Annotated in this window: 18 protein-coding genes; 8 read left to right on the top strand and 10 right to left on the bottom strand. The window is 69.9% G+C overall.

What is annotated here, in order from left to right; translation table 11 throughout:
- Nucleotides 1-8 precede the first annotated feature (8 nt).
- Entirely contained in the window at nt 9-914 is a 906-nt protein-coding gene (locus tag NS4_RS04600; protein ID WP_063058189.1) for a universal stress protein, read from the bottom strand.
- A 174-nt stretch (nt 915-1,088) separates the two neighbouring features.
- Here NS4_RS04600 and NS4_RS04595 point away from each other — a divergent pair, with 174 nt between their 5' ends.
- A complete protein-coding gene (locus NS4_RS04595; RefSeq protein WP_063058188.1) occupies nt 1,089-1,586 on the top strand; it encodes a GNAT family N-acetyltransferase in 498 nt (165 codons plus the stop codon).
- A gap of 6 nt (nt 1,587-1,592) precedes the next feature.
- Here NS4_RS04595 and ku read toward each other — a convergent pair whose 3' ends face one another.
- The gene (gene ku / locus NS4_RS04590; RefSeq protein ID WP_063058187.1) at nt 1,593-2,504 is read right to left on the bottom strand and encodes a non-homologous end joining protein Ku; all 912 of its coding nucleotides are present in this window, start codon (nt 2,502-2,504) and stop codon (nt 1,593-1,595) included.
- The gene (locus NS4_RS04585; RefSeq protein ID WP_084486848.1) at nt 2,504-3,610 is read right to left on the bottom strand and encodes a lycopene cyclase family protein; all 1,107 of its coding nucleotides are present in this window, start codon (nt 3,608-3,610) and stop codon (nt 2,504-2,506) included. Before NS4_RS04585 ends, ku begins: the two co-directional genes overlap by 1 nt.
- A 143-nt stretch (nt 3,611-3,753) precedes the next feature.
- On the opposite strand from NS4_RS04585, the gene NS4_RS04580 reads away from it, so the two are divergent.
- Nucleotides 3,754-5,241 carry an MFS transporter gene (locus NS4_RS04580; RefSeq protein WP_063058185.1) on the top strand — a complete coding sequence of 496 codons (1,488 nt, stop codon included), beginning with the start codon at nt 3,754-3,756 and terminating at the stop codon, nt 5,239-5,241.
- Between the two features lie 38 nt (nt 5,242-5,279).
- On the opposite strand, the gene NS4_RS04575 is transcribed toward NS4_RS04580, so the two are convergent.
- The 3 genes from NS4_RS04575 to NS4_RS04565 form a co-directional block, all read right to left on the bottom strand.
- Nucleotides 5,280-6,155 (bottom strand): DUF4564 domain-containing protein, encoded by an 876-nt coding sequence (locus tag NS4_RS04575; protein WP_063058184.1) that lies wholly within the window; start codon nt 6,153-6,155, stop codon nt 5,280-5,282.
- Between the two features lie 261 nt (nt 6,156-6,416).
- Nucleotides 6,417-7,298: a hypothetical protein gene (locus tag NS4_RS33620; RefSeq protein WP_063058183.1), complete on the bottom strand. Its 882-nt coding sequence runs from the start codon at nt 7,296-7,298 to the stop codon at nt 6,417-6,419.
- Nucleotides 7,299-7,373: 75 nt separating this feature from the next.
- Entirely contained in the window at nt 7,374-8,852 is a 1,479-nt protein-coding gene (locus NS4_RS04565; protein WP_084486724.1) for an NAD(P)/FAD-dependent oxidoreductase, read from the bottom strand.
- 251 nt (nt 8,853-9,103) lie between these two features.
- Between NS4_RS04565 and NS4_RS04560 the strand changes: the two genes are divergently transcribed.
- Nucleotides 9,104-10,588 carry a cytochrome P450 gene (locus NS4_RS04560; RefSeq protein WP_063058182.1) on the top strand — a complete coding sequence of 495 codons (1,485 nt, stop codon included), beginning with the start codon at nt 9,104-9,106 and terminating at the stop codon, nt 10,586-10,588.
- A 71-nt stretch (nt 10,589-10,659) separates the two neighbouring features.
- Here the strand turns inward: NS4_RS04560 and NS4_RS04555 are convergent, their stop codons facing one another.
- Together NS4_RS04555 and NS4_RS04550 are read right to left on the bottom strand one after the other, a co-directional pair.
- On the bottom strand, nt 10,660-11,538 hold the full coding sequence (locus NS4_RS04555) for a serine hydrolase (RefSeq protein ID WP_245665064.1): 879 nt from the start codon (nt 11,536-11,538) through the stop codon (nt 10,660-10,662).
- Nucleotides 11,539-11,590: 52 nt separating this feature from the next.
- On the bottom strand, nt 11,591-11,803 hold the full coding sequence (locus NS4_RS04550; protein ID WP_063058180.1) for a hypothetical protein: 213 nt from the start codon (nt 11,801-11,803) through the stop codon (nt 11,591-11,593).
- Between the two features lie 323 nt (nt 11,804-12,126).
- Here NS4_RS04550 and recC point away from each other — a divergent pair, with 323 nt between their 5' ends.
- From recC to recD, 3 genes are read left to right on the top strand one after another with little or no spacing between them, the layout of a single operon-like run.
- Nucleotides 12,127-15,555 carry an exodeoxyribonuclease V subunit gamma gene (recC, locus tag NS4_RS04545; RefSeq protein WP_063058179.1) on the top strand — a complete coding sequence of 1,143 codons (3,429 nt, stop codon included), beginning with the start codon at nt 12,127-12,129 and terminating at the stop codon, nt 15,553-15,555.
- Nucleotides 15,556-15,592: 37 nt separating this feature from the next.
- Nucleotides 15,593-18,958: a UvrD-helicase domain-containing protein gene (locus NS4_RS04540; RefSeq protein WP_063058178.1), complete on the top strand. Its 3,366-nt coding sequence runs from the start codon at nt 15,593-15,595 to the stop codon at nt 18,956-18,958.
- Nucleotides 18,955-20,895 carry an exodeoxyribonuclease V subunit alpha gene (recD, locus tag NS4_RS04535; protein WP_063058177.1) on the top strand — a complete coding sequence of 647 codons (1,941 nt, stop codon included), beginning with the start codon at nt 18,955-18,957 and terminating at the stop codon, nt 20,893-20,895. Before NS4_RS04540 ends, recD begins: the two co-directional genes overlap by 4 nt.
- Nucleotides 20,896-21,007: 112 nt before the next feature.
- Here the strand turns inward: recD and NS4_RS04530 are convergent, their stop codons facing one another.
- Entirely contained in the window at nt 21,008-21,715 is a 708-nt protein-coding gene (locus NS4_RS04530; protein WP_063058406.1) for a TetR/AcrR family transcriptional regulator, read from the bottom strand.
- 180 nt (nt 21,716-21,895) lie between these two features.
- On the opposite strand from NS4_RS04530, the gene NS4_RS04525 reads away from it, so the two are divergent.
- Together NS4_RS04525 and NS4_RS04520 are read left to right on the top strand one after the other, a co-directional pair.
- Entirely contained in the window at nt 21,896-23,467 is a 1,572-nt protein-coding gene (locus NS4_RS04525; protein WP_063058176.1) for a succinic semialdehyde dehydrogenase, read from the top strand.
- A 42-nt stretch (nt 23,468-23,509) separates the two neighbouring features.
- Entirely contained in the window at nt 23,510-24,337 is an 828-nt protein-coding gene (locus NS4_RS04520; RefSeq protein ID WP_063058175.1) for an SDR family NAD(P)-dependent oxidoreductase, read from the top strand.
- Here the strand turns inward: NS4_RS04520 and NS4_RS04515 are convergent.
- Nucleotides 24,321-25,127, bottom strand: coding sequence for a putative protein N(5)-glutamine methyltransferase (locus NS4_RS04515; RefSeq protein ID WP_063058174.1), 807 nt, complete (start codon nt 25,125-25,127; stop codon nt 24,321-24,323). The two genes, NS4_RS04520 and NS4_RS04515, sit on opposite strands and share 17 nt — an antisense overlap.
- Nucleotides 25,128-25,179 lie beyond the last annotated feature (52 nt).

Here is a 25,179-nt window from a genome sequence, read left to right as displayed (position 1 = left end):
ATAGCGCCTCAGGCCGGCCGGGTGATCATGACCGGGCACGCGGAGTGCTGGATGAGCGACTGACTGGTCGAACCGAGCAGCAGTCCGCGGAATCCGCCACGCCCCCGGCTGCCGACCACGACGAGCTGCGCGCGTTCGGACCATTCGCGCAGATGCTGTGCCGGCGTGGAGGGATATACCTCGCGCCGCACGGTGACTTCGGGATAGCGCTGCTGCCAGCCCGCCAGCCGTTCGGCCAGCACGGCCTGTTCGGCGGTCTGCAGATCCTCGGCCGGTATCTCGATCAAATCGGTGCTCGCGAATTCGGTGAAGGTCAGATCGCTCCAGGTGTGGACAGCGACCAGATCGGTTTCGCGTTCGGCGGCTTCGGCGAACGCGGCGGCGACCGCGGTGTCGCTGACCGGGCTGCCGTCGACACCGACGACCACCGGGCCGCTGGTGATCTCCTCCCCGTTCTCGCGAATCGCGACAATCGTGCCGCAGCCGTGCGCGGCGACCGCAAGGATCGTCGATCCCAGGTGCGAGACCGCGCCCCCGCGCGCCGAGCCGAGGACCACCATATGCGCGGATTCGGACAGTCCGGTCAGCATCTTCGCGGCGCTCTGCTCGGAGAGCAGGGTGTCGGCCTCCACCCCGGGCGCGGCCTCCCGGGCCACCTGGGTGGCGGTCGCCAATACCTGCTCGCCGTGGGTCTTCAGCGTCTGTACGGCTTCGTCGACCATGGGCTGGTAAGCGACCAGCCAGGTCTTGGCCGGGGTCGAATTCATTCCGTAGGCGAGGATCAGGCGACGGCCGCGCCGGGCCGCGACCGTCGCTCCCCAGCGGACGGCCGAATGCGCGGCGGGAGTACCGTCCACACCCACTACGACGGCAGCGGATACGAGCCGGTGCGGATCGTCTTCGTGTGCGGTCATAGGCCGAGTATGCCTCCGGCGGCCAACTGCGGCGATATCCGCCGGGCGTGTCCGGCGAATGGGTTGCCGAGCACTATGGGCTGGTCGTCACAATATGCGCTACCTGGGTTTTCGTTCGCGGCGCGCCGTAGCCGAGGCTTGTCGAACGTGGTGGGATGTGCAGATCATGATCGCGTGCTGATATCGGATGGGGTGATCGGGCTACGGCCGATCGAGGTGGCCGATGCCGCCGCGCATCTGGCTGCTCAGGATCGGAAACCTATGCGTCGCGCCCCGGGGCCCGGCACCCCGAATGTCGTGGTCGATTTCGAACGCTGCGCCGGCCAATGGGCGCAGGACGGCCCGTGTAAAACCTTCGGCGTGGTGGACGCGGTGACCCGAGCGCTGGCAGGGACCCTGGATCTGGCGGTGGAACAGGAATTCCTCGCGAAACGCCAGGCGGATATCGCCTTCGGCATCTACGCGCCGTGGCGGGGCCGAGGTGTCGCCGGCCGCAGTGTCGTACTGGCGTGCCGATATCTGGCCCGCCACGATCTGGCCGACGAGGCGGTACTGCGGATAGACCCGGACAACCGCGCGGCGATGGCGCTGGCCCACCGGCTCGGATTCCACTTTCACCACACCAGCGTGGGCCCCGAGGGGCGTCTCGACTGGTTCATCCAAGCGGTCTGATCCGAATCACGCGCCCTTGCGGGTTCGCTTCGGTGCGGTTTTCCGGGCCTTCGGCTCCGCGGTTTTGCGGGGTTGCGATTTTCTGGGCTGCGACTTCCGCGCTTTCTTCGGGGCCGCGGTTTCCGTGCCTCCGCCGGCGCCGCTGGCCTCCAGGCTGCGCTGCAACGCGGCTACCAGATCGACGACCTCGGCGTCGGATTCCGCCGCGGCCGCCTCGCGACGTTCGGGCGCCTTCCCTTCGCCGCTGGCGACGGCCTCGTCCAGTAGGCGCTGCAACTCGACCTGGTATTCATCGGTGTACTGGTCGGGGTCGAAATCGTCGGACATGGACTCGACCAGCGTCTCGGCCATCTTGATCTCCTGGGGCCGCGGAGTGCCGGCTTCTTCCAGCGATTCGAAGGAGACCGCGCGTACCTCGTCGGGCCACAGCAGCGTCTGCAGCACCAGCATGCCGTCCCGTACCCGCATGGCCGCGAGCCTGGTCTTCTGGCGCAGGGTGAAGTGCACAAGCGCGGTCCGGTCGATACGTTCGAGGGTGGCGGCGAGCAGCACGTAGGCCTTAGGGGTGTTCGAATCCGGTTCGAGGTAGTAGGTCTTGTCGTACAGGATGGGATCGATCTGATCCGACGGCACGAACTGCAGAACCGGGATCTCGTGTTTCTCGGCCACCGGCAATTTGGCGAAATCGTCATCGGTGAGGACGACTTTCTCCCCTTCCGGTGCTTCGTATTGTTTATCGATATCGGCGAATGCGACCGATTTTCCGCATATCGTGCACACGCGGTCGTATTTGATCCGGCCGCCGTCCACGGCGTGGACCTGATGGAATTTGATGTCGTGATCCTCTGTGGCGGTGTAGACCTTCACGGGGACATTCACCAGCCCGAACGCGATCGAGCCTTTCCAGATTGACCGCATCACTCCATGATGACCGAACCGGACCCCCGGTGCGAGGTCGTTCCCCACCCGAGTGTCGCCGCCGTGAGCCGGGCCCGCACCGAGCCGGGAAGGCCGAAAAAGAGCCCGGACATGGCGGTGAGTGTGCCTATCGGGTCGTCGCGCCGGGAGAGATAGGCGCGTTGCAATTCGATATCGAGGTCGAAGAAGGCGTCGAAGAAGCGCGGGATATCGGACGGTGGCAGCGCCAGCAACGCCCGTAGCCCGGCCTGCCGGAGCCGGTGGGCCGCGCGCGCCGCGGCGGGCCACCCCGAGCCGCCGGCGGCGACGGATTCGGCGGCCGACAGTGCGGCCGCGACGCTGTAGCCGGTAGCGGGATGAAGGTACCCGCCCGCCGCGCCGAAGCGCCCGGCTCCGGGTTTGCCGCCGGCGACCGGGAAGCGTACCCGCTCGACCGGTTCATCGCCCACCGTCGCTATGTGTCGCGCCCGTAGCCGATGGCGCAGTCGGCGCGCGAGTTCGTCCTGGGTGAGAGCGGGAGCGCCCACCAGGCAGGTCTCCTCGTACAGCACGGCCTCGGCACCCAGCGGCACCGCGTAGAGGAACGAAGGGGCAGCGTCCGGTTCGGCGCCGTTGTCCGGACGCCAGTCCATGAACAGCGCGGGCTCCGATGTGGCGTCGCGAGTCAGTTTCAGGCCATAGGCGGTCTGCTCGGCACGGCCCGGTCGGCGCCGCAACCCGCGCGCGTCGACAACCCGGCCGGCGCGTAGGACCCGGCCGCTGTCGAGTGCCACCGTGCGCCGGCCCAGAGTCACCGCCCGCCCCGACACCACCGTGGCGCCGGTGAGGTCCAGGGATTGCTGCAGCAGGGCGGTGTCCAGTACGGAATACGCGCGCGAGATGCTGTGCTCGCGCAGGCCGTGGGCGCGCGGTCGCGCGACGGTGGCCGCGACGACGGAGCCGTCGAGCCAGGCGGGAAGTTCGTCGGACCAGGCGGCGTAGGTCGCCCGCCAGACCCGCCGCGGATTCGGGTCCACGGCGAGTACGGTCATACCGCGGACCAGGCAGCGGTGGGCGAGCGCGCGCCCGGCCGGCCCGAGCCCGCAGATGGCGATATCGGCGCTCATCGTCGGATCGAAACACGGCAGGCGCATGCCGCGTACGCCGGGGTGGTGGCGGGGATCATCGCGGCTCGCCGCCGCGCCCCGGAACAGCCGCCCCGGTCACGCGTGTTACGACTGGGTGAACCGACGACCCGGAAGGAACGCGGATGACGAATGTGGAGGCGGCGCGGGCCGCACCGGGTACGAGCGGCGGGCGGCGTGCGTGGTTCGGTCTGGCCGTACTCCTGCTGCCGGTGCTGCTGGTGTCCATGGATATGTCTGTGTTGTTCCTGGCGTTGCCGACCCTCACCGCCGCCCTCGATCCGACCGCCGCCCAGCAGTTGTGGATTCTCGATATCTACGGGTTCCTGATCGCGGGTCTGCTCATCACCATGGGCAATCTGGGTGACCGGATCGGCCGCCGTACCCTCCTGCTCGCCGGCGCCACCGTGTTCGGCACCGCCTCGGTGCTCGCGGCGTTCTCGCCCAGCGCGGCGGTGCTGATCGCGGCCCGCGCGCTGATGGGGATCGGCGGGGCCACTCTGCTCCCGTCGAGCCTGGCGTTGATCTCGGATCTTTTCCCGGACGAGCGGCGACGTTCGACGGCGATCGGAATCTGGACGGCGTTCTTCGCCGGGGGCTCGGCCGTCGGGCCGATCATCGGCGGTGTCCTGCTGCACCATTTCTCGTGGGGGTCGGTCTTCCTGATCAATGTGCCGGTCCTGCTGGTGCTGCTCGTGTTCGCCCCGCTGCTGCTGCCCGAGCACCGGGCCGCAGCGCTGGGACCGCTCGATCTGCCCAGCGTGGCACTGTCCATCGGCGGCATCCTGCCGGCGGTGTACGCGGTGAAGCACATCGCCGAGTACGGACCCGATGTCGTGGCCTTCGCCAGTGGGTTCCTCGGTGTGGCGGTGCTCACCTTGTTCGTACGCCGGCAGCGGCGACTGGCCCACCCTCTGGTCGATCTGTCGCTGTTCACCAGGGCCCGGTTCTCGGTCGCCATCGGATCGAGTACCACCGCGATGATGTCGCTGGCCGGGCTCAGTTATCTGAGCAGTGTCTGGTTGCAGTCGGTGACCGGGCGAGACCCGCTGCAGGCGGCCGTGCTCGGCATCCCCATGGCGATCACCGTGTTCATCTTCTCGGTGAGCGGATCGAGGGTTGCCCGGCTGCTCGGTGTGCGGGTGGCGTTCGTCACGGCACTGGTGACGGCCGCACTCGGCAATCTGCTGGTGCTCGGCATCGGCGCAGACGGGGGCGTGGGCTGGTACGTGGCCGGGTCGGCGCTCGCCGGTATCGGATACGGAATCGTGTTCACGCTGGTCTCGGAGGTGTCGGTGGCCTCTGTCCCGTCGGAACGGGCAGGCTCGGCGGTCGGTATCTCCGAAACAAGTTTCGAACTCGGCAACGCACTGGGTCTGGCCCTGTTGGGCTCCCTCGCGGCGCTCGTCTTCCGCGCCGGCGGTGAGTTCGCGTCGACCCTGGGTGAGACGATCCAGCGCCATGCGGACGATCCCGGCCGCACGGCCGCCGCGCGGGAGGCTTTCGTCACCGGCGCGCACGTGTCCATCGCGGTCGCCGCCGGGGCGCTGTTGGTGATGGGTACGATCGCCTTCGCGGTGGGCCGAAGGGCACGTCCGGCCGACGAACGGTAAAGGTGGCCGGCGGCCGGTGGACCGCCGGCCACCCTCGATCACAGCGCCGGCGGGGTGCCGTACGGGGCGGCGGCGAAACCGTCCGCCGCGCCGATCGCTCCTCCGATGGCCGCACCGGCGGCCGCCGCCGGTCCGGCGATCACCGCGTAACCGATGGCCGCGCCCAGGACCGGGCCGATGACGAGCCCGATCGGGAGGAACGGGATGCCGGAGATGAAGCCGGCGACCGCGCCGACCATGGCCGAGGTGCCGGCGAGAGGGGAGGCCAGCGTATTGGCGACCGAGGCGCCGATGGCCGCCGAACCCAAGGTCTGTGCGGCGATCTTGTCCGAGCGGCTGCGTTCGACGCCGACCGAATCCAGGAAGGTCGCCAGCTCGGCCTCGGTCTGCGCGGCGCCGATGTTGATATCGCGCACATCGAACGGTGCGTCCATTTCGACGTTGCCGATACGCAGTCTGCCCGGCGGTGCCTCGATCGGCGCGACCGGCGTGACCGGCTGGGGTGCGTGCAGTTCACCCTGGGGTGCGAGGTAGGCGTGATTCGGTACCGGCCGCGTCGCGGGGGCGAGCGCCGGGGCGACCGGGTCCGCGATCACGGCCGGCCGCAGGACCGGGGCGACCGCGGGCGCGGCATGGGTGAACGGGGCCGCGGCCGCGGTGATCGTATCGGTGGCCGACCGGACCGCTACCCGTGCCGCCTCGTGCACGGTGGCGGTGGCCGCGCCGAACGGGTCCACCGTGGCGGTCGGCGCCGGTAGCGCGGCGGGAATCGGGGATGACGCGGGTGGAGCGGGGAGTACCTCGGCATTGGCGGTGCCGGCACCGATCAGTGTCGCGATGAGCGGGATCGCACCCGCCGCGACGACCGATCCGGCAGCACGCCGGGACGGACCGGTTGCCCTGTGCTTACCCATTGTCGCCTTTCTCCGGAAATTGTCGGTTTGCCAGACATTCGTTCCGGGGCGGGGCGCGGATGGGTTCGGCCTGTTCAGTCGTCTTACAACAACAGGTAGTCGTGGTCGTCCAGGTAGTGGCGTGGTGGTTGGCCAGCTGTTCGCCGGCGTGCACCGTTCTGCCATCCGGCTCGGCCGGGAGCACACCGAGGTGCGGCGATGTGCCGTCCCTGCGGCAACCTGCGGGGCTGTGTGAGTTCGGGCGTCCGATGGGGGCGCGGGTTACAGCGGTGGCAGCGGACCGAACGGTTGCGTGGTGAAACCGTCGGTAGCCCCGTACGCGGCGCCCAGCGCCGCTCCGGCGATCACGGCCGGCACCGTGATCACCCCGTAGGCGATGGTCGCGCCGAGGACGGGCCCGACGACGAGTCCGGTCGGGAGGAAGGGGAGTCCGACCACGAAACCCGCGGCGGCGCCGAGCATCGCGAACGGTACAGCCACCGGTGCCGCGACCGCGGCGCCGATCCCGGCGCCGATCAGGCCCGAGCTCATGGCCTGGGCTGCGACCCGATCCGCCCGGCCGCGTTCGATGCCGGACGAGTCCAGGAATGCCGCCAGCTGCTCCTGGGCCTGTGCGGCACCGGCATCGAGATCTCGTGTATCGAACGGCAGGCTCGGCTCGAGGTCGCCGACCGCCGGCGTGCCGGGAGGCGCCTCTTCGATCGGCGCAGCCGCCCCGGCGGTGCCCGATGCCTCCCCGGCGGCCGGGTAACGGTCCTCGGGCGTGGACGCGAATCCAGGAGGCGCCGCCGGTATGGGTGCCGCGGACAGTAGTGCTCCGGGGGCCGGGTGGATGAACTGCGTGGTTGCCGCGGTGACGGCATCGGTCACCGACCGGGCGGCGGCCCGGGTGGCCTCCCGGGCCGCTCCGAACGGATCCACGGCCGGATCCGGTGCGGGCGGGGGCAGGCCGGGCGGTAGCGTCGGCAGGGCGGGGAGCGCCGGCAGTGCCGCGGGAACAGTGGGTGGCGCGAGCGGAACGGGGAGAACATCGGCGTGGGCCGTCCCGGCGCCGATCAATGCCGCGATGAGCGGGACGGCGCCCGCCGCGACGACCGATCCGGCGACACGCCGGGACCGGACCGTTGTCCTGTGCTTACCCATGTGCCCCTCTCTGTGGAGTGATCTGTTGCCAGATATTAGCTCCGAAAGGGCGCTGGATCGGGGAGGTGAGCCGGTTCAGCCGACTTTGCGATCGCCGCCCGGTTTTTCGGGCAGGCCGGTATCGACGGCTTCGGCAGTGACGGCCGGCGTCCCGGGGGCAGGCGCCGGCGGGCGGCGACCCGCCGCGCCGCGGACGATCTCCTCGCCTTCTTCGCTGTCGCCGTACACCGCCTCCAGTGCCAGGCGGGCGAAGATCCACTGCTCGGTCGCCGCCATCTGGCCGCGGGTGCGTCCGAGGAAGGTGACGAACCACTGGAAGATCGTGGTGATCCGGCTGCGGTAGCCGACCAGGTAGTACAGGTGCAGGCCGAGCCAGGCCAGCCAGGCGATGAACCCACCGAATTCCAGCTTGCCCACCTGGCAGACGGCGCTGAACCGCGAGATGGTCGCCATACTGCCCTTGTTGAAATAGGAGAACGGCTTCCGTTCCTGCGCCGTCTGCTTACCCGCCAGCTCCGCCCTGATCTGTTTCGCGGCGTAGGTGGCGCCCTGGATGGCGCCCTGGGCCTGGCCCGGTACGCCCGGCACCGACATCAGATCGCCGACGACGAAGACGTTCGGATGCCCCTTGACGGTGAGGTCGGGTTCCACCACAACCCGCCCGGCCCGGTCGACCTCGGTACCATCGGACTGGTCGGCGACCATCTTGCCCAGCGGGCTGGCCTGCACCCCGGCCGACCAGACCTTGCAGGCCGATTCGATGCGGCGGCTGGTGCCGTCGGAGTCCTTCACCGTGACCCCATGCGCGTCCACGTCGGTGACCAGGGCGTTCAATTGGATCTCCACGCCCATGGATTCCAGGCGCCGCTGCGCCTTGCCGCCGAGTTTCGGTCCCATCGGGCCCAGCACCGCGCCCGCGCCCTCGACCAGGATCACCCGGGCGTCGCGGGGATCGATGTTGTGGAAGGTGCCCTCCAGCGTGCGGTCGGCGAGTTCGGCGATCTGCCCGGCCAGTTCGACCCCGGTCGGCCCGGCGCCCACCACCACGAAGGTGAGCAGCCGATCGCGCTCCTCCTGAGTCTGGGCCACCTCGGCCTGTTCGAACGAACCCAGGATGCGACCGCGCAGTTCCAGGGCGTCGTCGATGGTCTTCATACCCGGCGCGAAGGTGGCGAACTGGTCGTTGCCGAAATACGACTGCTGTGCCCCGGTGGCCACGATGAGGCTGTCGTAGGGGGTCACCGTCGATTCGCCGAGCAGCACCGAGGTGACGGTGCGTTTCTCCAGGTCGATCTCGGTGACCTCGCCCAGCAGCACCCGCGCGTTCTTCTGTTTGCGTAGCACGAGCCGGGTCGCCGGCGCGATCTCGCCGACCGACAGGATGCCGGTCGCGACCTGGTAGAGCAACGGCTGGAAGAGATGAGTGGTGGTTTTGGAGATGAGGGTGATGTCGACATCGGCGCGTTTGAGGTGCTTGGTGCCGAACAGGCCGCCGAAACCCGATCCGATGACGACGACGCGGTGCCGGCCGTTCCCAACAGGTTGCGTGCTCATGGTCGCTCCTCGCCGGCGGTGGGCCCGGTGTTGCCCTGGTGATCATTCCTGACAACGCACACGGTAGTAGCACTACCCGGGTACGACACAGTCAGACGCCCGTTGTTCACTCGCGGTGGTGCGGCAACTCACCACGATAGCCATTGCGAGGGGGTCTCGGCGGGAAGGCGGATGATACCGATTCGGTGGAATAGGCTGAGTCGTTGCAACAAAGACAATACGATGGGTGCTGTCTCTCAGGAGGTTTCGCCATGGTCACCGTCGACCGTGTCGCCGCGCACCGCGCGCGTGCGCGCACCGATACCGAGAATTCGGCACTTATCGAGATCCCGCACCGAAGTATGGTCGACCGGCTGCTGTTGAAAGTGCCGGATCGGCAGCGGACGCTGGCCACTCCGCCGCGCGGTAGCGACACCGTGGCCGTACGCGGCGACGCGGGCCTGCCATATCTGGGGCGCACGTTCCACTACATGCGCTGGGGTCCGGCCGAACTGCTGGACAAGTATCGCCGCTTCGGCCCGGTGAACATCAACAGTTCCATGGGTATGGACCGGGTGTTCGCCGCCGGGCCCGAAGCCATCGACGAGGTGGTCGGCCGGCGCCGTCGCGATTTCGGGCAGGGCTGGGACTACTTCATCGGGCCCTTCTTCCGCCGCGGGTTGCTGCTGCTCGAATTCGACGAGCACATGTTCCATCGCCGGATCATGCAGCAAGCCTTCACCAGGGAACGTCTGGAGGCCCATCTCGCCGAGCTGACACCGGTGGTGCGCGCCAGTATCGGCCGCTGGGTACCGGAGGGCAGGGATGCGAGCCGGACCGTGCAACTGTTCCCGGCGATCAAGGAGCTGGCGCTCGATATCGCGGGGGAGACCTTCATGGCGATCGAGGTCGGCGACGGGCGCAAGGACCTCACCGACGCCTTCGTCGCCTGCACCCATGCCGGGCTGGCCCTGATGCGCCACAGCGTGCCCGGTGGGAAATGGCGCGCGGGGTTGCGCGGCCGCGCCGTGCTCGAGGAGTACTTCACCGCGATGCTGCCGGAGAAACGGCGCAGCGATGCCCCGGATTTCTTCTCCGGCCTGTGTCATGCGCGCGCCGAGGACGGGTCGGTGTTCAGTGACGCCGATGTGGTCAACCATATGATCTTCCTGATCATGGCCGCCCACGATACGACCACGACCACCGCCACGGCCGTTGCCTACTACCTGGGCAAACATCCGGATTGGCAGCAGAAGGTGCGCGCGGAGGTGCGTGCGCTGGACCTGGACAACCAGTCTCCGACGATCGCCGACCTGGATACGTTGCGGACGCTGGATCTCGTGGTGAAGGAGAGTCTGCGCCTCATGCCGCCGGTTCCCGGGATGGTCCGCCGCGCGGTCCGCGATACCGAGATCCTCGGACACTACATTCCCGCCGGAACGCCGGTGGACCTGGGTTACCAGGTGAACCATCTACTCGAAGAGTTGTGGACCGACCCCGAGGTCTTCGACCCGTTGCGGTTTTCCGAGGAACGGCGCGAGGACAAATCGCACCGGCTCGCCTGGATGCCGTTCGGTGCCGGTTCGCACAAGTGCATCGGGATGCACTTCGGCACCTTCGAGGTCAAGACGATCATCTCGGCGCTCGTCCGAGACTACGAGTGGAGCTTCCCGGACACCTATCGAATGCCGTGGGGCTTCACCACCATCCCGTTCCCGCGTGACGACGCCCCGATGCGGCTGCGCCGGATCCGCTGAGACATCGGGGAGTGAAACGACTCCGGCCCCCGTCACGCGACGGGGGCCGGAGTGCATCGGGTTGAAACTGATCAGCGGCCCGCCAGTAGTTTTTCGGCGATCGTCGTATCGGTTTCGGCGCCCTCCTGGTAGCCGCCCTCCCCGTTCATCGCGGTCATGATCGCGAGTGTGTAGCGCTCACCCGGCCCGGCGAAACCGACCGAGTTCACCACCCAGCCGCCCTGCTCCTCCGACCAGCCGTTCTTCAGGCCCGGCCGCATGGCCGAACCGGCGCCCCATACACCCCAGTGCTGGTTGGAATCGACCCGGCGCATCAGATCCAGCAGGTAGCCGCGATCGTCGGGGTGCATCCGGTCCAGCACGTTGGACATGAGCCGGTCCAGATCCGCCGCGGTGGTCTTCTGGAAACCCCAGTTCGGACGCCCGTTGGGCGACGGCTCGGGCCGGAGGCTGGTCATACCGTTCGCGCGGAACGCATTGTTGAACGCCTGACCGTCGAGGCCGGAGTACTTGTTCCACAGGATATCGGTGGCCTGGTCGTTGGAGGTGGCCATCATCTGCTCCATGAGCTGACGATCCTCCGGCGGCAGGGCGATGGCCCCGACCCGGGCGCGGTTGAGCAGATCCGAGGCGATGGCCAGTTTGATGGTGGATGCGGTGAACACCATGTCCTCGGCATGCGGGCTGGCATAGACCGCGCCGGTCTGGCGGTCACGCACGACATAGCCGGTCACGCCGGGGCGGGAGTTCAGATACGAGTTCACGGATTCGATACGGGCGGCCATATCGCAGTCGAAGCCGTTCGCGCAACCCTGGGTATGGGCGTGCGGTACGGCATCGGCCGAGGGCAGGCCGGAGGGCACACCGGCGAACAGGATCGCGGCGGCGGCCAGGACAGTGGCGGGTGCGGCCACGCGGGGAGCCGCACCGGTGAGCAGGGGGTAACGCACGAGGAAACACCTTGTCATATCGGCGCTCCGCGCGCACGTTTTCCCCGTATCGCTAGCGGACCCGCGCAGTGGCCTTCAGCGCCGCCGCGGTTCGGCCGTTGAGGCGATAGCAATGTTCGAATGCTTCGGTGTGTTCCGCGCGCGGCCACGAGTGCAGTACGACGGTGCGTCCGTAGTGCCGGGAGTTGACGAGCTCCCACCGGTCACCGGACCGGCGGACAGTGAATCCGTCCTTCGGAATCAAGGGCACAACCAGCGCTTTCATCGACGCGAACCAGCCTTTCGTGCGGTAACCGTTCCTCCCGGAGTTGCACTGTGACACAGTGCGTCCGCGAGATCGCGGCCATACGACCGCGTGTCGGTGACTCATGTGCGCTAAATCACTGTGCGCCCACGGTCGATATCCGGTAGAAGCCGTTGGCGCCAGGGGCATTCGGGGGATGATTCCCTGTCCGGGGTTGTCCGCTCTGTCGTGGGGTCTCGGCGAGCGATGTCGGACAGCGGGCGTATAAACAGGTGGACGATACGCCCGCCCGAGCAGTGTGGACGTGACGAAGGATGGTGATCGGACCGAGCGGAAGGGCGGAGATGGCGCTGCACATCCACCGTGCCGAACGCGCGGATGCGCTGGTCGCCGCGCTGGCCGGGCTGCTCGCCGAGCCGCTGCCCGATCCGTTCGCCGCCGAGGTGGTCGCGGTGCCCGCCAAGGGTGTGGAACGCTGGCTGACGCAGCAACTCTCGGGCGTGCTGGGCGCTTCGGTGGCCTCCGGTGACGGTGTCGCCGCCAATATCCGATTCCCCTCCCCGGCTGCACTGGTCGAGGAGATTTCCGCCGCGATCAGCGGTTTCGCCCCGCATGAGGACCCGTGGTCGCCCGACCGGGTGGTCTGGACGCTGCTGCGCGTGATCGACGAATCGGTGCGCGAGCCGTGGTGCGCGGTACTCGCCCGCCATCTCGGGCTGGAGGCCGGTGAGGCGGCGTCTGCCGGAGCCGCAGCCGTGCCCACCGGTCCCGAGCACCGGCGCGGCCGCCGGTACGCGACCGCCGCCCGGCTGGCCGCGCTGTTCGAGAGCTACACGGTGCAGCGCCCGACCCTGCTCGCCGAATGGTCACGCGGCGACGATACCGACGGCACCGGCCGGCCACTGCCGGAGGACCTGAGCTGGCAACCGGCGCTGTGGCGGCGGCTGCGCGAGGCGGTCGGCGCGCCCGATCCGGCCGAACGCCTGCACACCACCTGCGCGCGATTGCGGGCCGATCCGGAGGCGGTGGATCTACCACCGCGGCTGTCGGTCTTCGGCGCGATCCGGCTGCCCGCCGCGCACCTGGCGGTGCTCACCGCCGTGGCCGAGCACCGCGAGCTACATCTGTGGCTGGCACATCCCAGCCCGGCCATGTGGGACGCGCTGGCCGGCACCGATCCGCAACCGCAACGGGCGCACGATGATTCGGTTACCCGGGTGCGGCACCCGCTGCTGGCAGGCCTGGGCCGGGACATCCGGGAACTCCAGCTGCGCCTGCCCGCGGCCGCCACCGACGTGCGCTATCCGCATCCGGCGGGCCCGCAAGGCCGAGCCGGTGCCCCGGCAGCGCCCGCGGACGACGCTCCCGGCCGGGGCGAGCCGCCCGCGACCCTGCTGCAACAGGTTCAGCGGCACATCCGTGACGACCGCTGGCCGCCCGGCGCCGGGGAATGCGGGGCCGACGGGAGCGTGCAGGTGCACGCGTGCCACGGCCCGGTCCGGCAGGTGGAGGTACTTCGGGAGTGCCTGCTCGGTCTCTTCGCCGCCGACCCGGCCCTCGAACCGCGCGATGTGCTGATCATGTGCCCGGAGGTCGAGACATTCGCCCCGCTGCTGCGCGCCGCGTTCGGGCATCCGGGTCCGGTGGGCACGGAGACCCGTGTCGATTCCGGACATCCGGGCCATCGGTTGCGGGTGCGCCTCGCCGACCGCGGCCGGGCGGTCACCAACCCGCTGCTCGGCGTGGTGGCGACATTGCTGGAACTGGCCCGCAGCCGGGTCACCGTCACCGAGGTGCTGGATCTGGCCGCTGGTGAACCGGTGCGCCGCGCCTGCGGTTTCGACGACGACGATATCGAGCGGCTGCGGGAGTGGGCGGTCGAGGCCGGTGCCCGGTGGGGTCTCGGCCGGCGGCAGCGGCAGGCCTTCGGTCTCGGTGATTTCGAGCAGAACACGGTGAACGCGGCGGTGGACCGTATCCTGCTCGGGGTCACCGCCGACGAGACCTCCGGGAGCTGGCTGGACCGGGTTCTGCCGCTCGACGATGTGGACAGCAACGATATCGACCTGGCCGGCCGGTTCGCCGAATATGTCGACCGGCTGGCTTCGGTATTGCGGGATCTGCAGGGCCCCGCACCCGCGGCGCAGTGGACCGCGGTGCTGGACCGGGCCCTGGATCTGCTGACCGATGTGCCGGAGTCGCAGGCGTGGATCCGTACCGAGGCGCGCCGGGAGCTGGCGGCGGCCACCGCCCACGCCGGCGATATCGAGCTGCGGCCGGCCGATCTCACCGGTCTGCTGCACGATCGCCTCGCCTCCGCCCCGGCCCGGTCCAACTTCCGCACCGGCGAGCTCACCGTGTGCGGCCTGTCCCCGATGCGATCGGTGCCGCACCGGGTCGTGGTGCTGCTGGGCGTGGACGACGAGATCTTCCCGCGCGGGGCGGGAGTGGACGGTGACGAGGTGCCGGCCCGTGAACCCCTACTCGGCGAACGCGATCTGCGCTCCGAAGACCGGCAGTCGCTGCTGGACGCGATCACCGCTGCCCGAGACACCTTGGTGGTCGTACACACCGGCGCCGATCCCGTCACCGGCGCCCACCGGCCGCCGGCCGTGCCGATCGCCGAACTTCTCGATGTGCTGCGTGCCCATGTCGGTGCCACGGGGATGGCCGGGGTGCTCACCCGCCACCCGCTACAGGCGCACGATCCCCGCAATTTCGCCGCCGGGCGGCCGTTCAGTTTCGACAGCGTCGCTTTCGCGGGTGCCCGGGCGATGGGCGCGCCACCCATCGCGCCACCGGAACTGCTCACCCGCACCCTGCCCGGTGCCGAGACCACCGAGATCGGGCTGGCCGAGCTGATCTCCTTCCTGGAACATCCCGTGCGCGGGTTCCTGTGGCAGCGGCTCGGTGTACGGGTCCCCGACCAGGACGACGATATCGACGACCGGTTGCCCATCGAGTTCGGCGGACTCGATACCTGGGCGCTGGGCGAGCGGATGCTCGCCGCGCGGCTGGCCGGCGCCGACCCGGCCGAACTGCGGGCCGCGGAATGGCGGCGTGGGATCCTGCCGCCCGCCGAACTCGGCCGGGCCGTACTGAACGATGTGGAACGTACCGTCGAAACCCTGGTCCGTGCCGCCGGTCCCGACTACACACAACCGCCGCGCGATATCGATATCTCGTTCGACCTCGGCGACGGGCGCCGCCTCACCGGCACGGTCGCCGAGGTGCGCGGGGAACTGCTGGTGCGCACCACGTATTCGCGGGTCGCGCCCAAACACCGGCTCGCGGCGTGGGTATCGCTGCTGGCGCTGGCGGTCACCGAGAATCGGTCGTGGCGGGCGGCGGTGACCGGCCGGGGCCGCTACCCGACCCCGGCCTGGCGGGCCGAACTCACCGCTCCCGGCGTGGCCGAGGCGACGACGATGCTGCGCACCCTGGTCGCGCTGCGCGATACCGGTCTCACCGAACCGTTGCCCATCTCCACTGCCACCACCGCGGCCTACGCCGAGGCGCGGTACCGGCGGCTGTCTCCGGAAGAGGCGATCGCCGCCGCCGACCGCGAGTTCGGCGGCGGGGACAAGACCAGGGATTTCGCCGAGCACACCGATCGGAATCTGCGGTACGTATGGGGCCCGGCGCCCGATCTGGGCGACCTCACCGCCGCCCCCGCGCCGGCCGGGGAGCCGATCGAGACCACTCGTTTCGGATCGATCGCCCGCCGCCTGTGGGTGCCGCTGCTGCGCGCCGAACAACAGGGGGCCCCGTGACCGCCGAAGCCGCCCGGCGCCGCAGGACGGAGCAGCAGTGACCACGACCGCGCCCGCCCCACCGGCCGAACCCGGCAATGCGTTCGAGCTCTGCGGCCCGCTGCCGCAGGGCACCACCGTCCTCGAGGCGAGTGCCGGTACCGGCAAGACCTATGCCATCGTCGGACTCGCCGTCCGCTATGTCGCCGAGGCCGGCGTGGACATCTCACGGTTGCTGCTGGTCACCTTCAGCCGCGCGGCAACCCAGGAACTGCGGATGCGCGCCCGCGACCGGTTCGTCGCCGTCGCCGCCGCGCTGGCCGACCCCGACGCGGCCCGGACCGCCTCCGACGAATTGATCCGTCATCTGGCCGACGCGGCCCCCGAGGAGGTTTGCGCGCGCCGGGACCGGTTGCGCGCCGCGCTCTCGGATTTCGATGCCGGGATCATCGCCACCACTCACAGCTTCTGCCAGCGCATGCTGGCCGAACTCGGGCTGGCCGGTGATCTCGAGCCCGGAGCGCGCCTGGTGGAGGAGGCCGACGACCTCATCCGCACCGTCGTCGACGATCTGTACCTGAGCCGCTTCGCCCGGACCGCGGCGCCGTTCTCGGTGGCACAGGCCCAGCGGTTCGCCTTCGCGGCGGTGCGCGACCGGCAGGCCCGGCTCGCGCCCGATACCGATGAGGCCTCGGCGCAGCGGGTCGCCTTCGCGGCCGCGGTCCGCGCGGAAACCGAACGCCGGAAACGGCTCGCGGGGTTGCGGGACTTCGATGATCTGCTGGGGTTGCTGCGCGAAATCCTCGCCGACCCGGACCGCGGCCCGGCCGCGTGCCGGCGTATCCGGGACCGGTATCAGGTGGTGCTCGTCGACGAATTCCAGGACACCGATCCGCTGCAGTGGGAGATCCTGCGCCGGGCCTTCCACGGCCACCACCCGCTGGTGCTGGTGGGCGACCCGAAACAGGCGATCTACGCATTCCGGGGCGCCGAGGTGCTGAGCTATCTGGACGCGGTCGGCCATGCCACCGCACGCCGCGATCTCACCACCAACCGGCGCAGCGACGCGGGGCTGCTCGCCGCACTCGAACATCTGCTGGGCGGAGCGGCTCTGGGCCACGACGAGATCGTGGTGCCCGCCATCACGCCCACCCAGCCGTGGAGCCGGTTGCGCGGCCCCGCCGAATTGACCACCCCACTGCGACTGCGGTGCCTGCCACGGACCGGCGCCGGGCCGCGCGGCGCCTCCGGGTTCCCGAACATCCACCGGCAGCGGGCCCGGGTCGCGGCCGATGTGGCGGCCGATATCGTCGCCCTTCTCGAGTCCGGGACGGTCGTGACGGATTCGCCGGGCACGCGGATGCGGCGGTCGGTACCGGACGCCGCGGCCGGCGACACCTGGGAACGGGCGGTGGGCCCCGGTGATATTGCGGTGCTGGTCCGTACCCACACTCAGCTCGAGGTGGTGCGGGCCGCGCTCGAACGTGCCGGTGTCCCGGTGGTCCTGGCCGGCGGCAGCAGTGTTTTCGCGACCCGCAGTGCCACCGACTGGCTGTGGGTGTTGCGCGCGCTGGAACAGCCGCATCGCGCCGACCGGGTCCGGCTGGCCGCGCTCACCCCGCTGTTCGGGTACACCGCCGCCGAGATCGACACGGGGGGAGCGGATCTGGTGGGCCGGGTCAGTGCCGAACTGCGGGACGCGGCCCGGTTGTTCGCCCGGGCCGGGTTCGCGGCCGTGTTCGACGAACTGGCCACCGGTACCCGGCTGGCGCCGCGGTTGCTCGCTGTCGAACACGGCGAACGCCGGCTCACCGATATCCGGCATCTCGCCCAGCTGCTCGACGAGATCTCGGTGACCGAGGGCCTCGGTCTCACCGCGCTGACCCGATGGCTGGCCGACCGGGTGCGCGATCCCGCGTCGGGGTCGGTGCCGGGCCGCAGCCGCAGGCTCGACCGGGATATCGCGGCCGTGCAGATCGCGACCGTGCATGCCAGTAAAGGGCTCGAGTTCCCGGTCGTCTATCTACCTTTCGCCTGGGACAGTTCCGCCGACCCCAAACCCGCCACCCTGCTGATGCACGAGGACGGCGTGCGGGTGCTGGATATCGGCGGGCCGGACGCCCCCGGGTATACGGCGCGCAAGGAACGCGCCGACCGCGAATCCGCGGGCGAGGAGCTGCGCCTGTGCTACGTCGCCCTGACCCGGGCGTGCTGTCAGGTGGTCGCCTGGTGGGCGCCCTCGTTCGGCACCGCGGCCGCACCGCTGCACCGTCTGCTGTTCGGCCGGGCGCCCGGGGCGGCGCAACCGAGCGCGCGGGCCGTGGTCGCCGAGGACGCCGCGGTGGTCGATCGGCTGCGGGACTGGGCGGCCGGCGCGGGTGAGTCGATCTCGGTGACCGCCGCCGATCCCGCCGCCGACCCACCGGCCTACCGGCCCCCGGCCGAGGTCGTGGCCGGTGCGGTGGCCGTCGCCACCTTCGATCGTGAGATCGACGAACACTGGCGCCGCACCTCGTATTCGGCGCTCACCGCGGCCGCCCATCTGCCGGCCCCGGAGGCCGAGTCGGCGGAGGCCCCGGGGCCCGGTGACGAGCCGGAAGCTCCGGCACCGCCGGCCGAACCCGAACCGGAACCCGGCGCACCGTCGCTGATGAACGAACTGCCCTACGGCGCCGAATTCGGCACCCTGGTGCACGGGGTCCTCGAGCGCGTCGACACCGACGCCCCGGATCTGGTCGCCGAGGTACGGGCGCGGTGCGCCGAAGCGATCGGTGAGATGCTGTCCACCGCCGATCCGGAGCTGCTGACCGCGGCCCTGGTGCAGGTCCTGCGCACCCCGATCGGATTCGGCGCACTCGCCGACGTCCCGGGCCGCGACCGGTTGTGCGAACTCGAATTCGAGCTGCCGCTCGCAGGCGGTGACATGCCGGCCGATGCGTTCGCTACGCTGGGCCGCATCGCCGCCACCGTGCGCGCGCATCTGGACTCCGGCGACGAATTCCACGCCTACGCGGACGAACTCGACACCCTCGAGGACGTACCGTTGCGCGGCTACCTCACCGGCAGTATCGACGCGGTACTGCGCACCCCGGACCGGCGTTATGTCATCGTGGACTACAAGACGAACCGGCTGGGTACCGGCGACCTCACCGTCGCTCATTACACCCGCGACCGGATGGCCGCGGAGATGGTCCGCTCCCACTATCCGCTGCAGGCGCTGCTGTACTCGGTGGCCCTGCACCGGTACCTGCGCTGGCGGTTACCCGGTTACGATCCCGCGGTGCACCTCGGCGGTATCCGCTACCTGTTCGTTCGCGGCATGATCGGGCCCGAGACACCCGAGGGCGCCGGAGTTTTCGACTGGACGCCGCCGCCCGGCCTGATCGTCGCCCTGTCGGACCTGCTCGCCGGAGGTGCGCGGTGATCCCCATCCGGGTGGCGCAGCGGGGGACCGGGATATTGCGCGAGTTCAACGAGGCGGGAGTGCTGTCGGCGGCCGATGTGCACGTGGCCGAACGGCTGGGCCGATTCGGTGGGGAAGACCGGGAACTGGTCTTGTTCGCCGCCGCGCTGGCGGTGCGCGCCGTCCGGTCGGGGTCGGTATGCCTGGATCTCGGCCGGATGCGGGATATCGGTGTGGACGCCGACGAAGTCCGGGCCGAGCTGCCGGGCGGGTCCGCGGACCTGCCGTGGCCGGACGAGGCACGAGTTGTCGAGGCATTGCGGGAGAGCCCGCTGGTGCTGGGCGGTCCGGCCGGTCCGCTGCGCCCGCTGCGGCTCACCGAGCCGTCTCGTGCGGGCACGGGTCCGCTGCTCTATCTGGATCGGTATTACCGGCAGGAGCAGATCATCCGCCAGGTGCTCACCGCCCGCGCCGCCGACCATCCGCGCACCGACCCCGCGGTGGTGCGACGCGAACTGGACCGGTTGTTCGGCCCACCGGCCGGCGTCGTGGACCGGCAGCGTATCGCCGCCGCGCTCGCCGCCACCCACTGGACCACGGTCGTCGCCGGTGGGCCCGGCACGGGCAAGACGCACACCATCGCCCGCATCCTCGCGTTGCTCGTCGCGCAACATGCCGCTGATCCCGCGGGCGCCGCGCCGCCGCGCATCGCGCTGGCCGCACCCACCGGGAAGGCGGCGGCCCGGCTGCAGGAAGCCGTCCGGGACCAGGCGCCGGTATTGGGCCTGCCGGAGTTGTCCGCCGCCACCCTGCACCGGCTGCTCGGCTGGCAACGTGGCCGTACCACCCGGTTCCGCTATCACGAACACAATCGGCTGCCCTTCGACGTGGTGGTCGTCGACGAGACGTCCATGGTCTCGCTGACCATGATGAGCAGGCTGCTCGCGGCGCTGCGGCCCGATACCCGGCTCGTGCTGGCCGGTGATCCGGATCAGCTCGCCTCGGTGGACGCGGGTGCGGTGCTCGCCGATATGGTGGCCGCCCCGTTCCCCGGGCCCGCCGACCCGGCGTTCGAGGAGGTGCTCGCCGGCGAACTCGCGGTGGCCCGGGCCGCCGGGAGCACGGACACCGCCCCGGCCGACAACGAGGCGCTCACCGAAACGGAACGGAACCGGCTGCGCGGCGGCATCGTCCGGCTGACCCGAGGTCGCCGGTTCGGCGGCCGGATCGCCGATCTCGCCGTCGCTGTCCGGGCCGGTGACGCCGAGTCCGCGCTCGAATTGTTGCGGGCGGGCGGCGATATGCTCGAGCTGGCCGGTCCCGACGAAATCGCCGCTGTCCGAGCCGATATCGTCACCACCGCGCGGCAGGTCACCACCGCCGCCCGCGCCGGTGACGCGTCGGCGGCGCTCGCGGCCTTCGAATCGCATCGGCTGTTGTGTGCCCACCGCAGGGGGCCGTACGGGGTCGAACAGTGGGACCGCACCGCCGCCGAATGGGCCGCGGCGGCGGGTCCGGGGCCTGAGCACCGGTACAGCACCTGGTATCCGGGGCAGCCTCTGCTGGTGACCGCCAACGATCACGAAGCCCGAATCTACAACGGGGACACCGGCGTGGTGGTGTGCCGCCCGGACGGGTCGCTGCGGGTGGCATTGCAGCGTGGGGACCAGCCGTTGCTGGTACATCCCACCCAGTTCCCCGCCGTCGTCACGGTATTCGCCATGACCATCCATCGCAGCCAGGGCAGCCAGTACGACGCGGTGACCATCGTCCTGCCGGAACCGGATTCGAGCCTGCTCACCCGGGAACTGCTGTATACCGCGATCACCCGCGCCCGCCGGCATGTACGCATTCTGGGTACCGAAGAGGCCATACGCGCGGCGATCGATCGGCACGTCCTGCGCGCCAGCGGCCTCAGCCTGGACGACGCGAATGCGGTGACCGGCCCCGAACTCTAGCCGCGCTGCGCGGGCATGGCGGACCCGGCATCGGACACCGAATTCGACGGGAAATGAGGCGGTGAGGGTGCGGCGGCCCTCGCAGGCGGGGCCCGGTGCGCGAGCGTCGCGTTCAGTCGCCGGGGGAGCCCGCCGGTGCCGGCGGGAAGATACCGGGCAGGCTCATCGCGTACTCCACGTCGCCGGTGTTGCCGAGGGTGGCCAGTACTACGCGGATCATGGTCGATCGGGCTGCGGCAACGGTGTCCGGGTCCGGTTCGCTGCCCGGCTCGGCCGCGGCCGATATCCGGTAGACCACGTATTCGCAGACGTGTAGCGCCGCGTCGAGATCGAGCGGTGCGGGAACCGGCCGGCCCAGTTCGGTGAATTTGGTGCGGACGATCGCGCGAATACCGTCCAGCGCGTTGTTGCGGTACTCCGAGACCGGTGATCCGGGGTCGTGGAGCTCGGCGAACAGCGGCCGCAGCATGGGGCCGTGCCCACGTGCCCAGTGGAGGTAGGCGTCGATGAGCCGGATCCCGAGATCCACGCCCTCGCCGGACGCCTCCAGGGCGGCCCCGATCCCGCCGACGAGTTCGGCATTGGAGACGTCGAGCACGGCGTTGAGCGGTTCGGTGGCGTTGGCGAAGTAGCGGTAGAAGGTCGGGCGCGACAGTCCGGCCTGCTCGATGATCTGCGCGACGCTCGATCCGCGTGAGCCGTTGCGGGTGAACACCTCGGCGGTGGCCCGCACGATCCGGGCACGCACCTGATCGGCCTGTTCCGGTGTCTGCGGGGGCCGGCCGCGCCGCGGCGTCCGGTCGGTGTCCGAGGCGCTCACGACGCGGCCTCCGGCGGGGTTGTGAGATTCCACAGCCCCCGGTGGTCCCGGACTGTTGCGCGGAACGGAGCCCTTGACACGACGTACGGCACGAGGATTACCCTAACATCACTGTTCAATTAATCATTCCCGCTGTGGTTCTGCCGCCGCGGCGCGCGAACGCTCAGGAGAAGGCTCACGATGACGACCGCCCAGCGTCCCACCGCCACCGGCGCATTGACCCCGGATCTGGTGAAACCGCTGCTCGCGCGGGCCGCGGCCGGCGGCGCCGCGGCCGTCACGGTGCACGCACCGGCCACCGGTGAGCAGATTGCCGAACTGCCGCAGTCCTCGGTCGCCGATATCGAGGCCGCGTTCGAGCGCGCGCGTACCGCCCAGCGGCGGTGGGCGCAGGTTCCGGTGCGCGAGCGGGCCGCGGTCCTGCGCCGATTCCACGATCTGGTGCTGGCCGAACAGGACACCATCCTCGATATCGTGCAGACCGAAACGGGTAAATCCCGGGCGCACGCCTTCGACGAGGTCGGCGATGTCGCGGTCAACTCCCGGTACTACGCCGCCACCGCGCCCAAACTGCTCGCCCGCCGCAATCCGCGCGGTGTACTCCCGGTGCTCACCGATGTGCAGGTGCATCAGCGGGCCAAGGGCGTGGTCGCGGTGATCTCGCCGTGGAACTATCCCCTCGCGCTGGCCGTCTCCGATGCGCTACCCGCTCTGGTCGCGGGCAACGCGGTGGTCGGCCGCCCCGACAACCAGACCGCGCTCACGGCGCTGTGGGCGGTGGACGCGGCGGTCCGCGCAGGGCTCCCGGAAGATCTCTGGCAGATCGTGCTGGGCCGCGGCTCGGTGATCGGCGGTGAGGTGATCGACCGTGCCGACTACGTCGACTACACCGGTTCCAGCGCCACCGGCCGCACCATCGGCCGCCAGGCCGGCGAACGTCTCATCGGCTGCTCACTCGAACTCGGCGGAAAGAACCCGCTGCTGGTGCTGTCGGACGCCGATCCCGTCGCGGCCGCTCGTACCGCGGTCCGGGCCAGTTTCGCCTCGGCCGGTCAGCTCTGCGAATCCATGGAACGCATCTATGTCCACGAGAAGGTCCACGACCGCTTCGTGGACGAATTCGTCATGGCGGTGAAGGCATTGAAGCTGGGCTCGCCGCTGGACTACTCCACCGATATGGGTTCACTGACCTTCGCGCGGCAACTCGATACGGTCCGTGCCCATGTCGACGACGCCGTCGCCAAGGGCGCGACGGTGCTCGCCGGCGGCGTCCACCGCCCAGATCTCGGTCCGTACTTCTACGAACCCACCGTGCTCACCGATGTCACCGCCGAGATGACGGTCTACCGCGAGGAGACCTTCGGCCCGGTCGTCTCGATCTACAAGGTGGCCACCGACGACGAGGCCGTGGCCCAGGCCAACGACACCCCGTACGGCCTCAATGCCAGTGTCTGGACCCGCAGCGCCGCCCGCGGCCGGGAATTCGCCGCGCGGATCAACGCGGGCTCGGTGAACGTGAACGAAGGTTTCATCGCCGCGTGGGGCAGCGCCGACGCGCCGTCGGGTGGGATGGGCATCTCCGGAACCGGCCGCCGGCACGGCCCGGAGGGGCTGCTGAAGTACGTCGACACCCAGACCATCGCGGTGCAGCGGATGCTGCCGATCGCCCCGTTGCCGGGGATGTCGGAGGCGATGTGGGCGAAGACCATGACACTCTACTTCCGGGTCATGAAGACGCTGCGCCAGAAGTAGGCCACTTCCTCAGCACACTGCGACGACAAGGATCCGAAAGCGATGGAACTGGATACGGTGGCCGGTAAGAAGGTGCTGATCACCGGGGCCGCCATGGGCCTGGGCAAACTCTTCGCCGCCCGGGCGGTGCGCGAAGGCGCCGCCGCCGTGGTGCTCTGGGATATCAACGACACCGCGCTGCGCGAGACCGCGGCCGAACTGACCGCGGCCGGTGGCACCGTGCACACCTACCCGGTCGATGTCTCCGACAGCGACGCGGTCGCCACGGCCGCCGCATCGGTGCGGGTGGATGTCGGTGATATCGATGTTCTGGTGAACAATGCGGGCATCGTCCGCGGTAACACCTACTTCTGGGAAACGAAGGACCGCAACGATATCGACAAGACCATGGCGATCAATTCGCTGGCGCCGATGTATGTGACCCTGGAGTTCCTGCCGGCGATGGTCGCCGGGACCACCGAGGCCCGGGTGCTCACCATCGCCTCCTCGGCCGGGCTGGTGCACAACCCCCGGATGAGCGTGTACGCGGCGTCGAAATGGGCGGCGCTGGGCTGGTCGGATTCGGTGCGTATCGAACTCGAACAGGCCGGTCACGGCCATGTCAAGGTCACCACCGTATGCCCGACCTATATCAATACCGGAATGTTCGCCGGTGCCAAGGGATTCTGGCTCACTCCGATCCTGGACCAGCACAAAGTCGTCGATAAATCCTGGACCGAGATGAAGAAGGGCACGCCGGTCGTGATCCTGCCGTGGACTTCGCGCCTGAACAAGGCGCTGTCCGGCGTGCTGCCGCTCAAACTGCGGGATCTGTTCCTGAACACCGTCGGCGTCTACCACTCGATGGACGAATTCACCGGCCGGAAGTAGCCGCCGGCCGCCTGCCCACGGCCACCGTGGCGTCGAGGTCCGGCGAGCGCACGATCCGGGCGGTGAGCCCACCGGCGGTGAGCAGTTCGGTGGCGGCCGGCATCTGATCGACACCGATCTCGATCAGCAGACTCCCGCCCGGTGCCAGCCATTCGGTCGCCGCCGACGCGGTGCGCCGGGCCAGCGCCAGGCCGTCGGGTCCGCCGTCGAGGGCGACCTGGGGTTCGTGCTCGCGGGCCTCCGGTGGCAACCGTGCGATCTGGCCGGAGGGGACGTACGGGGTATTGGCGAGCAAGATATCGATCCGGCCGCGCAGTCCATCCGGTAACGCGTCGAAGAGATCGCCCTGGTGGACCCGTCCGCCGACCGCCGTGAGATTGTCGCGGGCGCAGGCCACCGCCACCGGGTCGATATCGGCGGCCACCAATTCCACCGGCCGCGGGCGGAGGCCGGTGAGCAGGGCCAGGCCCAGGGCTCCCGAGCCGCAGCACAGGTCGACCACTGTGTGGACCGGGCGGTCGGCGGCCAGTGCCAGCGCCTCGTCCACGAGCAGGGCCGAGCGCTGCCGAGGGACGAACACCCCGTCGCGGACGCCGATCCGCAGGCCGCGGAACTGCACCCACCCGAGCAGATGCTCCAGCGGAGTGCCCGCGATCCGGCGGGCCAGCAGGCCCGCGAGCTCCTCGTCGGAGGTTGCCGCATCGCTCAGTAACCGCGCCTCCTCCTCCGCGAATACGCAGCCGGCGGCACGGAGCCGCCGGGTGATATCGGCGGTGTCGGAAGCGGTCATGGGCACAGTCTGTCGGTTCCGCGCGCCGTGCGCATCGGAAATATCGGTGCGC

The organism is Nocardia sienata NBRC 100364 (genome assembly GCF_001613205.1).
Taxonomy (GTDB): domain Bacteria; phylum Actinomycetota; class Actinomycetes; order Mycobacteriales; family Mycobacteriaceae; genus Nocardia; species Nocardia sienata.
The sequence above is the reverse complement of the archived record's forward strand: the minus strand, read 5'-3'. Positions and strand labels throughout refer to the sequence as shown.

What these genes read in the sequence shown, in the direction of transcription:
- NS4_RS04600 (WP_063058189.1), bottom strand. Translation starts at nt 914, where the DNA reads ATGACCGCACACGAAGACGATCCGCACCGGCTCGTATCCGCTGCCGTC.
- ku (WP_063058187.1), bottom strand. Translation starts at nt 2,504, where the DNA reads ATGCGGTCAATCTGGAAAGGCTCGATCGCGTTCGGGCTGGTGAATGTC.
- NS4_RS04585 (WP_084486848.1), bottom strand. Translation starts at nt 3,610, where the DNA reads ATGAGCGCCGATATCGCCATCTGCGGGCTCGGGCCGGCCGGGCGCGCG.
- NS4_RS04580 (WP_063058185.1), top strand. Translation starts at nt 3,754, where the DNA reads ATGACGAATGTGGAGGCGGCGCGGGCCGCACCGGGTACGAGCGGCGGG.
- NS4_RS04575 (WP_063058184.1), bottom strand. Translation starts at nt 6,155, where the DNA reads ATGGGTAAGCACAGGGCAACCGGTCCGTCCCGGCGTGCTGCCGGATCG.
- NS4_RS33620 (WP_063058183.1), bottom strand. Translation starts at nt 7,298, where the DNA reads ATGGGTAAGCACAGGACAACGGTCCGGTCCCGGCGTGTCGCCGGATCG.
- NS4_RS04565 (WP_084486724.1), bottom strand. Translation starts at nt 8,852, where the DNA reads ATGAGCACGCAACCTGTTGGGAACGGCCGGCACCGCGTCGTCGTCATC.
- NS4_RS04560 (WP_063058182.1), top strand. Translation starts at nt 9,104, where the DNA reads ATGGTCACCGTCGACCGTGTCGCCGCGCACCGCGCGCGTGCGCGCACC.
- NS4_RS04550 (WP_063058180.1), bottom strand. Translation starts at nt 11,803, where the DNA reads ATGAAAGCGCTGGTTGTGCCCTTGATTCCGAAGGACGGATTCACTGTC.
- recC (WP_063058179.1), top strand. Translation starts at nt 12,127, where the DNA reads ATGGCGCTGCACATCCACCGTGCCGAACGCGCGGATGCGCTGGTCGCC.
- NS4_RS04525 (WP_063058176.1), top strand. Translation starts at nt 21,896, where the DNA reads ATGACGACCGCCCAGCGTCCCACCGCCACCGGCGCATTGACCCCGGAT.
- NS4_RS04520 (WP_063058175.1), top strand. Translation starts at nt 23,510, where the DNA reads ATGGAACTGGATACGGTGGCCGGTAAGAAGGTGCTGATCACCGGGGCC.
- NS4_RS04515 (WP_063058174.1), bottom strand. Translation starts at nt 25,127, where the DNA reads ATGACCGCTTCCGACACCGCCGATATCACCCGGCGGCTCCGTGCCGCC.